Annotated in this window: 10 protein-coding genes; 6 read left to right on the top strand and 4 right to left on the bottom strand. The window is 71.9% G+C overall.

The annotated features are described in order from the left end of the window. The first annotated feature begins 18 nt into the window (after positions 1-18). The 5 genes from I2501_RS15365 to I2501_RS15345 all read left to right on the top strand — a co-directional run bounded on the left by I2501_RS15365 (position 19) and on the right by I2501_RS15345 (position 5,487). Positions 19-1,191 carry an acyl-CoA dehydrogenase family protein gene (locus I2501_RS15365; protein WP_196194539.1) on the top strand — a complete coding sequence of 391 codons (1,173 nt, stop codon included), beginning with the start codon at positions 19-21 and terminating at the stop codon, positions 1,189-1,191. Positions 1,192-1,235: 44 nt separating this feature from the next. Beyond that, on the top strand, positions 1,236-2,420 hold the full coding sequence (locus I2501_RS15360; RefSeq protein ID WP_196194538.1) for an acyl-CoA dehydrogenase family protein: 1,185 nt from the start codon (positions 1,236-1,238) through the stop codon (positions 2,418-2,420). A 480-nt stretch (positions 2,421-2,900) separates the two neighbouring features. Continuing rightward, complete coding sequence (locus I2501_RS15355) at positions 2,901-3,362, top strand: terminase gpP N-terminus-related DNA-binding protein (protein WP_196194537.1); 462 nt, start codon at positions 2,901-2,903, stop codon at positions 3,360-3,362. 233 nt (positions 3,363-3,595) lie between these two features. Then, positions 3,596-3,970, top strand: coding sequence for a hypothetical protein (locus tag I2501_RS15350; RefSeq protein ID WP_196194536.1), 375 nt, complete (start codon positions 3,596-3,598; stop codon positions 3,968-3,970). A gap of 116 nt (positions 3,971-4,086) precedes the next feature. After that, on the top strand, positions 4,087-5,487 hold the full coding sequence (locus tag I2501_RS15345) for a zinc metalloprotease (protein ID WP_196194535.1): 1,401 nt from the start codon (positions 4,087-4,089) through the stop codon (positions 5,485-5,487). Here I2501_RS15345 and I2501_RS15340 read toward each other — a convergent pair. Then, entirely contained in the window at positions 5,484-7,610 is a 2,127-nt protein-coding gene (locus tag I2501_RS15340) for a SpoIIE family protein phosphatase (protein WP_196194534.1), read from the bottom strand. The two genes, I2501_RS15345 and I2501_RS15340, sit on opposite strands and share 4 nt — an antisense overlap. A gap of 124 nt (positions 7,611-7,734) precedes the next feature. Next, complete coding sequence (locus tag I2501_RS15335; RefSeq protein ID WP_196194533.1) at positions 7,735-9,045, bottom strand: MFS transporter; 1,311 nt, start codon at positions 9,043-9,045, stop codon at positions 7,735-7,737. Positions 9,046-9,222: 177 nt separating this feature from the next. On the opposite strand from I2501_RS15335, the gene I2501_RS15330 reads away from it, so the two are divergent. Continuing rightward, positions 9,223-9,642 carry a TIGR03668 family PPOX class F420-dependent oxidoreductase gene (locus tag I2501_RS15330; RefSeq protein WP_196194532.1) on the top strand — a complete coding sequence of 140 codons (420 nt, stop codon included), beginning with the start codon at positions 9,223-9,225 and terminating at the stop codon, positions 9,640-9,642. 105 nt (positions 9,643-9,747) lie between these two features. Here I2501_RS15330 and I2501_RS15325 read toward each other — a convergent pair whose 3' ends face one another. Together I2501_RS15325 and I2501_RS15320 are read right to left on the bottom strand one after the other, a co-directional pair. Next, positions 9,748-12,726: a glycine--tRNA ligase gene (locus tag I2501_RS15325; RefSeq protein ID WP_236046351.1), complete on the bottom strand. Its 2,979-nt coding sequence runs from the start codon at positions 12,724-12,726 to the stop codon at positions 9,748-9,750. 164 nt (positions 12,727-12,890) lie between these two features. After that, the gene (locus I2501_RS15320) at positions 12,891-14,615 is read right to left on the bottom strand and encodes a ricin-type beta-trefoil lectin domain protein (protein WP_196194530.1); all 1,725 of its coding nucleotides are present in this window, start codon (positions 14,613-14,615) and stop codon (positions 12,891-12,893) included. Positions 14,616-14,689: the final 74 nt, after the last annotated feature.

Raw genomic sequence — 14,689 nt, 5'->3', positions numbered from 1 at the left:
GCACCCAGGAGGAACGTCGTGGACTTCCGTTACACACCCGAACAGGCCGACCTCAAGCGCCGCGCCGCCGCCTACACGCGGCTGCTGATGCAGTACGAGGACCAGTCCGAGCAGGCCGGCGGCCCCCTCCCCGCCGACACGGTCAAGGAGCTGACCCGCGCCGCCATGGACGCGGGCGTCTACGCCATCAACATGCCGGTGGAGCTGGGCGGTCCAGGCCTCTCACTGCTCGACCAGGTGATCGTCGAGGAGGAGTTCGGCAAGGTCACGAACTGCCTGTGGGACATCCCCTGGCGGCCCGCCAACGTGCTGGTCCACGGCACCGAGGCGCAGCGGGAGAAGTACCTGCTGCCGATCGTCCGCGCCGAGAAGTTCGACGCCTTCGCGGTCACGGAGCCGGGCGCGGGCTCCGACCCCTCCTCCGGGACCACCACCGCGACCCGGACCGAGGGCGGTTGGCTGATCAACGGTGAGAAGTGGTTCGTCACCTGCGGCGACATCGCCGACTTTCTGGTGGTCCAGGCCGACGCCGGGCCCGAGCGGGCCGCCACGCTCTTCTTCGTCGACAAGCACGCCCCGGGCGTGGCGATGACCCGGGTGCCGCGCTTCATGCACAGCGCCGTCAACGGGCACCCCGAGTTCACCTTCACCGACGTCTTCGTCGCCGACGAGGACGTGCTGGGCGAGGTCGGCCAGGGCTACGAACTGACCAAGGAGTGGTTCACCGACGAACGGCTGATGATCGCGGCCCGGACCGTCGGCGCGGCCGAGCGGGCCTTGCAGCTGGCCCGCGACTGGGCGGTCGGCCGGGAGCAGTTCGGGGAGCCGATCGCGAACTTCCAGCTGATCCAGGGCATGCTCGCCGACTGCGCCGCTGACGTCGCGGTGCACCGCGCCTACACCCACCAGGTCGCCTGGGAGGCCGACCAGCCCGGGACCGACCGGAAGACCCTGCACGCCAAGGCCTCCACGGCGAAGCTCGCCGCCAGCGAGGCAGCCGGACGCGTCATCGACCGCTGTGTGCAGATCTTCGGAGGGCGCGGCTACGACCGTGGCTACCCCGTCGAGCGGATGTACCGCGAGCTGCGGGTGGACCGGATCTGGGAGGGCACCTCCGAGATCCAGCGCCTGATCATCGCCAACGAACTGATCAAGCGAGGCACCCGCGCGCTGCAGCTCCCCACGCACTGACCTCCCCGCCCGTTCGTCCCTCACCCACAACTGCGAGGAAAGCCATGGACTTCCGCCTCACCCCCCGTCAGGTCGAGCTCAAGGCCCGGGCACGGGAGCTCGCCGACGTCGTCGCCGCCTACGAGTCCGACTGCGAGGAGAACAACGGCCTGCCGCCGGAGGCGCACGAGGCCGTCCGCAAGGCTGTGCTCGACTCCGGCCTGCAGGCCGTCAACATGCCCGCCGAGTGGGGCGGCGCCGGACTCACCGTCCTGGAGCAGGTCGTCGTCCAGGAGCAGCTCGGCCGCCTCACCGGCGCGCTGTGGGACATGGTCTGGCGTCCCGCCAACGCGCTGCGCTTCTGCTCGCCCGAGCAGCGCGAGCGGTTCCTTCTCCCGGTGATCAGGGGCGAGCGCCGCGACTGCTACGCCGTCACCGAGCCGAACGCGGGCTCCGACCCGCAGAACCTCGCGACCACCGCGACCAGGACCGAGGGTGGTTGGCTGATCAACGGCGAGAAGTGGTTCGTGACCGTGGGCGACCACGCCGACTTCCTGATCCTGCTCGCCGCAGCCGCAGACGAAGGGGGCGCGCAGAAGGCGCCCACGCTCTTCCTGGTCGAGAAGGACTCGCCGGGCGTGCAGATCACCCGGGTGCCGCGCTTCATGCACACCTTCGTCTACGAGCACCCCGAGTTCACCTTCACGGACGTCTTCGTCCCGGACGACTGCGTGCTGGGCGGGGTCGGCAACGGCTACGACATCACCCGGTCCTGGTTCACGGAGGAGCGGCTGATGATCGCCGCCCGCACCATCGGCGCGGCCGAGCGCGGGCTGGAGCTGGCCCGTGACTGGGCCGTCGGCCGGGAGCAGTTCGGGCAGCCGATCGCCAACTTCCAGCTGATCCAGGGCATGCTGGCGGACAGCGCGACGGACGTCGCGGTGCACCGCGCCTACACCCACCAGGTCGCCTGGGAGGCCGACCAGCCGGAAACCGACCGGAAGACCCTGCACGCCAAGGCCTCCATCGCCAAGCTCTCCGCCAGTGAGGCCTCGGGCCGGGTGATCGACCGCTGCGTGCAGATCTTCGGCGGGCGCGGCTACGACCGCAGCTACCCCGTCGAGCGGCTCTACCGCGAGCTGCGGGTGGACCGGATCTGGGAGGGCACCTCCGAGATCCAGCGCCTGATCGTCGCAGGCGAGCTGATCAAGCGCGGCACCGGCGTGCTGGACCTGCCCACCGCGGACTGATCTCGATCCGGTGGGCCGGGCAGCTCGCCGGAGAGCAGGACGACCGACTCACGGGCGCCCCGGATTCGTCGATCGGTGTCGGGTGATCACGATCTGTAATTGATTGACTACTTGCAGTGTCGTCCGGTGGGGACTACTGTCCAACGTCGTTGGACAGTCCGCCCGTCGCCTGCGGATGCCGGTTCGATGCGACCGGGAACGTGGCGAACGCGCGTGCACAGACCCATTCCTTTGTGGGCGGCCTCCAGGTCGCCGGAGCTGCCTGTGCGGCCGAGGAGTGCCGCGGACCTGTCATCCCGTTCTCCGGCCGGGCCGGTCGGAGCGGACCGTTTCGGGGCGGCCCGCTGACCGGCCCGGCCGGTGTTCCACGCCGTGCCGTCGCCGTCGCCGACGACGGAATGCGGTGGGCATCCCTTTCTGTTCTGCCCGATTCCTGGAGTCTCCTGTGAAGCACATTCCGTTGCTCTTTCCCGTGGCCGTGTGAGGTCGCCGATGCTGACTGCGGCGGAGGAAAAAGAAGCCCGCGACCTCTTCCAGCTCGGGTACTCGATCAGTGCGATCTCACGCCACCTGGGCCGTGATCGCGCCACCATCCGCGCCTATCTGCGCGGCGAGCGAACCACCGGCGCCCCGCGCGCCCGTCCCAGTGCCCTGGACCCCTTCCTCGACTACTGCCGACGCCAACTGACGGGCAGTCCCCACCTTCCGGCGGCGGTGCTCTACGCGGATGTCGTGACGCGGGGCTACTCGGGCAGCTACTCCTCGTTCACGCGGACGATCCGCACGCACCGGCTCCGTCCGGACTGTCCCTCCTGCGGACGCGGTGACGGGCACGCGGGGAGCCCGGCGGGGCCGGCGACGCGGGAGGTGCCGGTCCAGGCGCCGCGACGCTACGCCGAAAGGGTGGCCCGGCCGGGGAATTCCGAGGCGAATATCCGGTGAACCACCGCCTCGCATTACCGGGGCCGATCTCGGCCTTTGACGCAGCTTCGGCGAGGAATGCGCAACAAACCGGGGAATTCCGGTGAGTGGTCACTTCGAAGGCGATTGAAGCGGCGTCCGACCCGCTTCTAACGTCCATTCCCGTCGGATGCCGGGGCGAACCCCCCGTGCAGAGCGGCCCGGCATCCGACGACCACCCCATTCGGGGAATCCACTGATTCGGAAGGAACAACGTGTTCAGCACCGAAGAGCTCGCCTCGCAGAAGGCCGGACTGCTCCCCGGCCGCGAGGCCCTGGGCGTCCTCCGCTTCGACTGCGGCGGCAGCGCGCACCCCTGCAGCATGATCCCCACCCACCACCGGGGCGACTGCCCGACCACCGGCCACGGCGACACGCACCACAACGGGACGTGGGACCGCGGTCACCAGGGCGGCGACCGCCACTGCGACCCGCGCTCGGAGCACGGGCACGGCGGGGACCACCGGGGAGACCACCGGGGCGACCACCAGGGCGACCGGGGCGGCGACCACCGTGGAGGTGACCACCGCGGCGACCGTGGCGGTGACCGGGGCGACCACCGGGGTGGTGACCGCGGGGGTCGCTGCTGACCTGACCTGAGCTGCTGAGAGGTTCGAGACGAGCCCTCCGTGTCCCCCGTCGCACGCTCCCCCGGGCGGCAGGGGACACGGAGGCGCGGCCGACAACGCACACGAGTGAGAGGGCGATGGGGAAGCACGCGGCACACAGCTCACGGCCGGTCCGTTCCGTCGGGACCAGCACGTCGCCCACTCCGGCGCCCACGCTCCCCGGCCCCCGCGGCCGTGGCGAGGCCCGAAGGCCCGAGCCGGACGACGGTGCTCCCGGCGGCTGGATCCCACGCACCACTGTGGGCCTGGAAGTTCACGGCAGGTTCCATGGGTCGGGCACGACGGAGTCCGTCTACACCGTGCGGCGCGCGGACGGCCAGGTCGTCGAACTGTCCCAACTGCTGCACCATGTCGTCTGCGCCGTCGACGGCCTCCGCACCAGCGACCAGATCGCCGCGCGGGTGAGCGCCACCTTCGGTCGCGAACTCTGCGCGGAGAACGTGGAGTTCCTCATCCGGGAGAAGCTCGGGCCGCTCGGCGTCGCCGTGTGTCCGGGCGACCTCGACGAGGTCCCGGGTGACGCACCGTCGGCGGACCTGCTGCTCGGACTGAAGGGCCGCGCCACACTGGTGCGACCGTCCCTGGTCAGACGGCTGACGTCCCCTCTGCTCCTGCTGCACCACCCCGTCGTGGTGACTCTCGTTCTCGCGGCCTTCGCCTCCGCCGACGCCTGGTTCTTCGTGGTGCACGGTGCCGCGCGCACGCTCGAAGCGGCGGTCGGCAGCCCGGGGGAGTTGTTGGCGCTGTTCAGTCTGACGGTCGCCTCGCTGCTCTTCCACGAGCTCGGGCACGCGTCCGCCTGCCGCTACGGCGGCGCCCGGCCGGGCCGGATCGGCTTCGGCGTCTACCTGTTGTGGCCGTCGTTCTTCACGGATGTCACCGACGTCTACCGTCGTCCACGCGCGGACCGGCTCCGAACGGATCTGGGCGGGGTCTACTTCAACATCGTATTCATGCTCGCGCTGTTCGGCGGCTATGCGGGCACGGGCAGTGGGGTGCTGCTGGCGGCGGTCTACCTCGGGCACTTCGAGGTGCTGCAGCAGCTTGTGCCGATCGTGCGGCTCGACGGCTACTACATCCTCTCCGACCTGGCCGGCGTCCCCGACCTGTTCGGCCAGGTCGGGCCGGTGCTGCGCGGCGTGCTGCGGCGCGGGCCCGCGCCTGGCGCGCGTCTGGCCGCTCGGTCGAGACGGCTGGTCACCGTCTGGGTTCTGGTCAGCACCTCGCTGCTGGTGTTCCAGATCGGGTACACGCTGATCGCGCTGCCACAGGTGACCGCCCAGTCGGTCTCCGCGATGGACGGGCAGCTGCGGCTCGCCGTGGCCGCCGTCACAGCGGGGCATGCGATCGCGGCGACAGCCGACTTCGTGCGCTTCGCCTTCCTGCTGCTTCCGTTGGGGGCTTCGTTCTACCTGCTGCTCCGGTTGGCCGGGGCGCTGCGAAGCCGGCTGTTCGGCCGGCTGCTCCGCAGGCCCTAGGGCAGGGGCAACTCCGCCCAGATCGTCTTGCCGCGGCGGGCCGGGCGGACGCCCCAGCGTTCGGAGAGCTGGGCGGTGATGAAGAGGCCGCGTCCGCCCTCGTCGGTGTCCAGGGCGCGGCGGAGGTGCGGTGCGGTGCTGCTGTCGTCGCTGACCTCGCAGATCAGCGCGCGGTCGCGGATCAGCCGCAGCAGGACGGGGCCGTCCGCGTGGCGGACGGCGTTGGTGACCAGTTCGCTGACGACCAGGGCCACGTCGTCGACCAGCTCGGCGAGGCCCCAGGCGGCCAACTGCTCCGTGGCCAGCTCACGCGCCTCGCCCACCGAACGGGGGCTGTTCGGCAGCTCCCAGGTGACGGCACGGTCGGGCCCGAGCGCGCGGGGACGGGCGATCAGGACCGCCGCGTCCGGGTGCGATTCGCGCGTCGCATGCGGGGCGAGGGCGTCGAGGACGGTCACGCACAGGTCGCGCAGCGGGAGCCGGGCGTCGGCGAGGGCCGGGCGCAACAGGTCGGCATAGGGCGACGCGGCGTTCGCGTCGTCCTGGTCCGGGGGAGCCAGTGCGCCGTTGCGCAGGACGACGAGGCTGCCCTCCGGGAGGGTGCGGAAGGCGACGGCGTAGTCGCCGACCCCCTGGCCCAGCGCCGGGCCGGGGACGACGTCGAGCAGCTCCGCTCCGTCCGGGGTGACGACCACCGGGGCCGGACCGCCGGCGCTCGCCGCGCGCAGGCGTCGGGTGACCGGGTTGTAGACCGCGTACAGGCAGGCGGCCGGGACGGGGCGACGGGGGTCCGCCGCCAGCTCGGCGGAGCCGCCGCCGGGCGTGTTGCGGCTGACGATGTCCTGAAGCCGTGTCAGCAGCTCGTCCGGCGGCAGGTCCAGCTCGGACAGGGCCGCGACCGCCGCGCGGAGCTCGCCCAGGGCCGCGGCCGCGTGGGCGGTCGGCGCGAGGGCCTCACCGGCGACCAGGGCGACCCGGGCGCCCGAGAGCGGCAGCACGTCGAACCAGACGCTGGAGGCACCGGGGGGCCGGTAGGCCTGGGCGGCCTCGACGGCGGACTGGGAGTAGGTCCCCGTGTCCCTCGCGGTGTGCTGGACGACGCCCGCGACCCACCGCTCGCGGTTGTAGAGGCGGGCGTTGTCCATGGACAACGCCGTCCGCGAGGTCAGCTGCTCGGCGAGCGTCAGGTCGTCGTGGTCGTACGGCACGGGGCTGCGCCAGCGGTAGAAGGACGCCAGGCCGAGCACCACGCCGCGGGCCAGCAGCGGGACCACCATCATCGAGTGCGCGCCGGAGGCCAGCAGCAGTTCGTCGCGCCGCCGGTGAACCGGGTCCAGCCACGGCTGCTCGTCGGGGTCCAGACGCTCGATCAGCACCGGATGCAGCTCCGTCAGCGCCCGGTGGAACGGGCTGCCGACCCCGTACTCGCCGACCGCGTCGTTGCGGGTGACCGTGGTCCTGGGCGGCTGCTGCGTTCGGGTGGCGGCGCGGCGGAAGACCGCGCGGTGCAGGGCCAGCGTCGGCAGGTCCGTGTCCGACGGCGGCGCCTCGCCGCGCAGCACGGCGTCGAAGACGTGCACGGAGAAGGTGTCGGCGAGCTGCGGGACCACGACGTCGCCGAGCTGTTCGGCGGTGCGGAAGAGGTCGAGGGTGGTGCCGACGGTGTTGGCGGCCCGGTCCAGCAGTTCCAGTCGCTCCTCGGCGCGCACGCGCTCGGTGATGTCGACGATCGCGGCGGTGACGCCGAGCACCGTGCCGTCGGCGCCCTCCAGCCGAAAGCTGGACGCCGAGGCGACCCGGACCGGCGCCTCCGGATCCGGGTCGTGCAGCCGCACCCGGCGCTCCCGCACCGGCGTGCCGGTGGTGAGCACCTGCTGGGTGGCCGCGATCAGCTCGTCCACGTCCTCGACGTGGAACGCGTCCAGCACTTCGGTCATCGGACGGCCCAGCAGCTCCTCGACCGGGCGGTCGCTGAGGAACCGCGTCGTGGTGTTGACGCGCACCAGGCGCAGCTGCGGGTCGTAGACCTGGAGCCCCACCGGGGACTGGGTGAAGAGCGCGCTGAGCACGGCCTCGTCCAGCCCGGGACCGGACGCTCCGGCCTCCTCGGGGGGTGTGGTCACGTCGCGACGTCTCCTGCGCATGCTGCTCGGCGGTGCTGGGCCGGCCTGACTCGGCGGTGCTGGGTCGACTGAGCGGTGCTGGGTTGGCTGAGCGGTGCTGGGCGGAACGGGCCGGGTAGGGCGATCAAACCACGCTGCCCGAGCCCCTCGCCACCGCAGCTACCCCCGGCGCGTCGGGCGTGGCGGGCGGGTCGAAGCGCGCCCGGCGCACGAAGAGCAGCGCGACGACCGCGGCGAGGGCGGACGCGCACCAGGCGGTGCCGAGGGCCGCCGGATAGCCGTGGGTCGCGGCGAGCCGCCCGGCAAGCAGGGCGGCGATCCCCTCGCCGACGATCAGCCCGCTGCCGAGCACGGTCATCGCCTCGCCCATCCGGTCGGCGGCGGCCACGGTCTCGGCCAGCCCGAAGATCGCGATCAGATGGGGCGCGACGGCCACGCCGACCGCTGCCACGGCGAGCGCCGCCGTCGCGAACCCGTGCACCGCGAGCAGCGGCACGGCCAGCACCGCCTGCGCCACGACCGCGACGCGCAGCAGCGCGGTGAGCCGGACCGTCCTGCGGCGGACCGTCACCACCAGACCGGCGGCGCAGCTGGTCACCGCCATGCTGCTCCAGACCGGCCCGGCCATCCCCGGGTCGCCCAGCGTCCTGGCCAGGGCGTTCACCCCCGCGTTGGCCGCGCCCCAGACCATCCCCTGGAGCAGCGCGAGGGCCAGCAGCAGGAGCAGGGGCGTCGAGAGAAGACGCGACCTGCTGCCGCTGCCGGAGTGCCTGACCGGACCGGGCGCGCTCGGATGCCGGGCGAACGCGGTACCGGCCACGCCCGTCAGCAGCGCGGCCACCGCCACCCCCGTGGCGGGACGGATGCCGACGGCGAGGAAGCCCGCCAGCGCCGGGCCGACCATGAAGCCGAGTTCGTCCAGCAGGGTGTCCAACGAGAGCGCCCTGGCGACGAGTTGGCGCTCGTCCTGACGACCCGGGGTTCGCGCGATGAGCGCGACCCAGCGCGCTCGGGAGAGCGGTCCGATCTGAGGGACCGTCAGTCCTGCTGCCAGAGAGCAGAGCGCCTGGACGACGAGCGACTGCCCGGTGGTGACTGAGGCCACCAATGCGGCGGTGGCCGCGGCGTTGAGCAGGGACGCCGCCACGAGTGCGCCCCGATGGCCCCGGCGGTCGGCGATCCGCCCGATGAGCGGCCCGCCGACGGCCTGCCCCACCCAGAGCAGACCGGCCGCCAGGCTCGCGTTCCCGATCCCGGACGCGGCCGTGACCATGATCAGCGTGCCGGTCGGAGCGAGGGCGGCGGGCAACCTGGCCAGGAACGAGAGGACCGGAAGCCACGGCCCGGTCAGCGCGAGCACCTCGCGCACGCCCGCCCGGTCCGGCGCGTCGTCGACCGGACGCGGACGCGGTGCAAGTGTCTTTTCGCTGCTCACTGCCGGACTGTTGCACGCGACTCCGAGCGCCGGGCGGGCCTCCGGCCGGCTTTGGACGTCCCTATGAGCGCGCTACGCCTTCTAACTGACTCATCGTCTGTTCGGACGATGGAAGACTCAGCCGCGCCGTGCGAAGAGAACCGCCTTGCGACGAGTGCCAGCAGGTACGTTCACCGCATGAGACTGACGTCGGAGGAGTGTCGCAGCCGACTCGAACGGGCGAGGTCCGCCCGATTGGCCACCGCGTCGGCGGCAGGGGCACCGCATCTGGTTCCGATCACGTTCGTCTGCGAGCGCGATCGCCTGTACTTCGCGATCGACCACAAGCCGAAGAGCGCCAGCGAGCTGCGCCGCCTGGCGAACATTCGGGAGAATCCGCAGGTGAGCGTCCTGGTCGACCACTACGACGAGGACTGGACCCAGCTGTGGTGGGTCCGCGTCGACGGTCACGCCGAGATCGGGGAGCACGGCCCCGAGCGCGAACGCGCGCTCGACCTCCTCGCGGCCAAGTACCGCGCCTACCGGGAGACCCGTCCCGAGGGCGCGCTCGTCACCATCGCGATCGAGCACATCACCGGATGGCAGTACCAGGACTGACAGGTCCCGCCTGTGCCGGGCCGGTCGCACCGACACCGGCCCGTCCCGTCGGACGGACCGGCACCGGCGCGACCGGCGCCGCGTCACTTCCGGGTCACTTCCGGGTCACTTGAGCTCGGTCCAGGAGAGGATCGGGGTGACCAGCTGCTGGACGGTGGCCAGCAGCGCGAGGCGGTTGGCGCGGACGGTGAGGTCCTGGTCCATCACCATGACGCCCTCGAAGAAGGCGTCCACCGCCTCGACCAGCGGGCGGCTCTGCTGGAGGAAGGCCGTCAGGTCGGGGTGGTCGCCCAGGATGGTGCGGAGCTTGACGACGATCTGGTGCAGGTCGTTCTCGGCCGTGGCGGAGAAGAGCGTGGGGTCGGGCGTGGGCTCGGTCCCGGCAGGGACGATGCGCAGGACGCGCTGGACCGCGGCGGTCGCCAGCGCCAACGGTTCGGTGCCGTGGGCTGCTTCGAGCTCCGCGAGGCGCGCGGCCGCCCGTACCGGGCGGTCGGCTTGCGCCAGCACCGCGCGGATGTCCTGGACGGCGTGGCCGGCCTCCAGCAGCTGCTGTTCGAAGCGGCGGACGACGAACTGCTTTGCCTCGTCGAGGCTTTCGACGGAGACGTCCAGCGGCTGCCGCTCGGCGGCGATCCGCAGCATGCCGGAGACCGTCAGCGGCGAGAGCGCCGGGTGGGCGCGGAGGATGTTGACCACGCCGAGCGCGGCCCGGCGCAGACCGAACGGGTCGGAGCCGCCGGTCGGCGCGCCGCCGAGGGGCAGCAGGCCGGAGAGCAGGTCGGCGCGGTCGGCGAGTGCCAGCAGCGCGCCCGCCGTCGACTCGGGCAGCCGGTCGGCCGAGTGGCGGGGCAGCTCCGTCTCGAAGAGCGCCTGGGCGACCTCCGCGGGCTGGCCCGCCTGCCGGGCGTAGACCTCGGCCATGACGCCGGCCAGGCTGGAGAGTTCGGTGACCATCTGCGAGCCGAGGTCGAACTTGACCAGCCCGGCCGCCTTCTCCAGGGTGATCAGGTCGCGGGCGCCGATCGGCAGCTGCGAGGCGAACTCGGTGGCCGTGGACGCGATCCGCTGCGCCCGGTCGGCCATCGAGCCCAACTTGTCCTCGAAGGTGAGCAGTTGCAGCCGCTCCTGCATCGCTTCGAGCGGGGTGTCCAGGTCGGCGCGCCAGAAGAACGCGGCGTCCTCGTAACGCGCCCGCAGCACGGCCTCGTTGCCGCGCCGGACCACGTCCTGGTCGCAGGCGCCGTTGGCGACGGTGATGAAGTACGGCAGCAGCCTGCCCTCGGCGTCGAGGACCGGCAGGTAGCGCTGGTGCTTGCGCATGACCGTGGTGAGGATCTGGTCCGGCAGGTCCAGGTACTTGCGGTCGAACGTGCCGAGGATCGGGGTGGGGAACTCGACCAGGTTGGTGATCTCGTCCACCAGGGCCTTGTTGCCTTCAAGGTCCACCACGCCGCCCACCTGGGCGGCCAGTTGCACGGCGCCGGCCTGGACGACGGCGCGGCGGGCGGCGGTGTCGGCGACGATCCCGTGGCGGGCCAGCAGCTCCATGTAGCCGTCCGCCACGGCGACCTCGACGACGGGCTGCGCCGCCGTGCGGTGGACGCGGGTGGTCCGACCGGCGACCAGGCCGGAGACCTCGAACGGGACGACCTCGTCGCCGAGCAGGGCCAGGATCCAGCGGATCGGGCGGCTGAAGGACAGGCCGGAGGCGTTCCAGCGCATGTTCTTCTCCGCGCGCAGGCCGGAGACGACTGCGGGCAGCACCTCCGCGAGCACCGCCTGGGCCGAGCGACCGCGGACCAGGCGGGTCAGCACGACGTGCTCCCGGCCGCCGAACTCGGCGCGGGTCAGCTCGGCCGGGTCGGCGTTCTGGCTGCGGGCGAAGCCCAGCAGCGCGGGGGTGGGCGCGCCCTCGGCGTCGTAGGCGGCGGAGACGCGCGGGCCGCGCACCGACTGCTCGCCGTCGGGCTCGGCGGGCTCCACGGCGTCCAGGGTCACCACGACGCGGCGCGGGGTGGCCGCGACGTGCAGGGCGCCGTGGCCGAGCCGGGTCGCGCCGAGTCCCGTCTCGACGGCCTCCCGCACCGAGTCGACGATGCGCTCGGCCTCGGCGGGCGGCAGTTCCTCGAAGCCGATCTCGAAGGCCAGCGTCCGCCGTCCGTCCGGCTCGGGGGCGGGAGTGGGCTCGGCGGTGTCCTGGGCGGTCTCGGTCACGCCGGTCCCGGTGCCCAGCGGGTGGTTCAGCTCGGCGCGGCGCTCGGCCCACAGCTCGGCCACCTCGTGGGCGAGGCCGCGCATCCGGGCGAAGGAGCGCGCGCGCTCGGTGGTGGAGATCGCGCCGCGGGCGTCGAGCACGTTGAAGGAGTGCGAACACTTGAGCACGTACGAGTAGGCCGGGACCGGCAGCCGCAGGTCGAGCAGGCGGCGGGCCTCCTTGGCGTAGGCCTCGAAGAGCTCGCGGTTGGTGTCGACGTCGGCGTCGTCGAGGTAGTAGCGGCTCATCTCGTACTCGGCCTGGCCGAAGATCTCGCCGTAGGTGACGCCGGGCGCGTAGACGATGTCCTTGAAGTGGCTGACGCCCTGAAGGGCCATCAGGATGCGCTCCAGGCCGTAGGTGATCTCCACCGACACCGGGTCCAGGGTCAGGCCTCCGGCCTGCTGGAAGTAGGTGAACTGGGTGATCTCCAGGCCGTCCAGCCACACCTCCCAGCCGAGCCCCCACGCGCCGAGTGCGGGCGAGGCCCAGTTGTCCTCGACGAAGCGGACGTCGTGGGCCTCGATGTCGATGCCGAGCGCCTTGAGGCTGCCCAGGTAGAGCTCCTGCGCGTTGCCCGGCTCGGGCTTGAGGATCACCTGGAACTGGGTGTGCGTCTGCAGGCGGTTGGGGTTCTCCCCGTAGCGCGAGTCGTCGGGGCGCACGCTGGGCTCGACATAGGCGACCCGCCACGGCTCCGGGCCCTGGACCCGAAGGAAGGTGGCGGGGTTGAGCGTTCCGGCGCCGACCTCACTGTTCATCGGCTGGGCGACCAGACACCCCTGCTTCGACCAGTACGTGTTGAGGGCGAGCAGAGCTTCCTGCATCGTCAGCATTGGTGCAACCCCACAAGTTGGTGAACTGACCTGCCAGGACCGTGCCCTGCCTGGCAGCAGGGCGCGGGCCCGGAAGGCCGACGGTCCCGTGATTGTATTGACTGCGGCCCGTCACCGACCTCGGGGTTTGCGTGAGGGAGGACACTTTCTCCTGGTCAGACCGGCAGGGACCAGATCTGGTTGAGCTGGTTGCTGCCGCACGGCCAGGCGTCGAGCTTGGTGGCGTCGGCGGTGCCGCCGCCGTAGACGTCGAGGCAGAGGCCGGAGTGGGTGTCGACCAGGTTGCCGTTCTGCCCGTAGCTCCACAGCTGTCCCGCCGCGCCGGTGCAGGTCGCCAGCACGACCGCGGTGCCGTCGGCTGTGCCGCCGCCCTGCACGGAGAGGCACTTGCCGAGGGCGCGGACGGTGACGTCAGCGCCGGCGGTGTCCAACTGCCAGCGCTGGTTGGCGTTTCCGGTGCAGGTGTAGAGGATGACCGGGTTGCCGTCGGCGGTGCCGCTGCCGGAGTCGTCGACGCACTTGCTGCCGTTGCCCACGATCTGCCCCGTCGGGACCGTGGCTCCGCACCCCGAGGACGGGCTGACCCGGAAGATCGCCGTGCCGTGGGAGGGGATGGTCGCGGTGAGCGTGTCGGTGCTGGTCGTGGTGGTGCCGGCCCACAGGTCCTTGACCGACCAGGTGCAGCCGCTGCCGCCGGTGAAGCCGACGTCGGCGGTCGTGGTGCTCACCGTCTCGGCGGTGGAACCCCGGTTGAGCAGGGCGACCGCGCGGTCGCCGTTGGCCAGCGGCTTGGCCAGGATGTCGGTGGTCCCGTCGGAGGAGACGACCGCGCCCTGCTTGCCGAGCGGGTCCTGGTCCACCGCGACGACGTCGCTGTTGCCCAGGTCGGCGACCGACTGCGCGGACAGCGAGGAGACGTCGGAGGAGAGGATCATCGGCGCGCTCAGCATGGCCCAGAGCGCGATCTGGCTGCGCGACTCGTCCGGGGTCATCCCGGAGTCGCCCGCGATCAGGAAGTCCGGGTCGTTCCAGTCGCCGGGTGAGGCGTAGCGGCCCAGCCAGCGGTCGTAGCCGTAGTTGTTGAGCACGCTGTAGAAGCGGTCCGCGGTGGGGTTGGACGCGTCGTACGTGGCGATGTCCCAGCCCTCGCGCCAGAGTTGGCCGTACTGGCCGGTCCAGCCGAGGACGGTGTACCAGTCCGGGGTGCCGCCCTCGCCGCTGCCCTGGAAGTAGGCGGGCGCGGACTCGGAGAAGACGATGTCGCGTCCGGACGCCTTGAGCGCGGCGTTCTCCGCCGCGTACGCGGCCTGGTAGGCCTGGAGTTGGGTCTGGCCCTTGGCCTGGTAGACGTTGCAGCCGTCCAGCTTCAGGTAGTCGACACCCCAGGAGGCGAAGAGCTTGGCGTCCTGGGCGAAGTGGTCCGCGCCGCCGCCGTTCGGGACGCCGCTGCCCGGGTAGCCGCCGCAGGTCTGGGAGCCCGCGTCCTCGTAGATGCCGAACTTGAGGCCGAGTCCGTGCAGGTAGCTGCCGAGCGCGGCCATGCCGTCCGGGAAGAGCGTCGGGTTGGCGACCAGGTTGCCGCCCGCGTCCCTGCTGGAGGCGAGCCAACAGTCGTCCACGGTGACCGTGTTGTAGCCCTTGGCGGCCAGGCCCGAGCTGACCAGCGCCTGGGCGTTGGCCTTGACGACCGCTTCGCTGACCCCGCACTGGTAGTGGGCCCAGTCGTTCCAGCCCATGGGCGGGGTGACCGCGAGCGGTGCGCCGTCGCCGGAGGTCGCCGTGGTCGACGCCTGCGCGGCGGTGCTTCCCGCCAGGGCCCCGGTCAGCGCGAGCGCGGCTCCGAGCGCGGCACTTGCCGCGCGGATGCGTAAGGTGCGCATGGATCAGGCTCCTTTCTGCTCATGTTCTGCTCACTCGTGTTCACTTGGGCATGAACATGAAAGCGAACGCGCTG

Origin of the sequence: Streptacidiphilus fuscans, from assembly GCF_015690355.1 — a bacterium.
GTDB lineage: Bacteria > Actinomycetota > Actinomycetes > Streptomycetales > Streptomycetaceae > Streptacidiphilus > Streptacidiphilus fuscans.
This window is presented reverse-complemented; position numbering and strand designations above follow the sequence as displayed.

Coding starts and splice junctions, on each gene's coding strand:
- I2501_RS15360 (WP_196194538.1), top strand. CDS start 1,236: ATGGACTTCCGCCTCACCCCCCGTCAGGTCGAGCTCAAGGCCCGGGCA.
- I2501_RS15345 (WP_196194535.1), top strand. CDS start 4,087: ATGGGGAAGCACGCGGCACACAGCTCACGGCCGGTCCGTTCCGTCGGG.
- I2501_RS15330 (WP_196194532.1), top strand. CDS start 9,223: ATGAGACTGACGTCGGAGGAGTGTCGCAGCCGACTCGAACGGGCGAGG.
- I2501_RS15325 (WP_236046351.1), bottom strand. CDS start 12,726: ATGCAGGAAGCTCTGCTCGCCCTCAACACGTACTGGTCGAAGCAGGGG.
- I2501_RS15320 (WP_196194530.1), bottom strand. CDS start 14,615: ATGCGCACCTTACGCATCCGCGCGGCAAGTGCCGCGCTCGGAGCCGCG.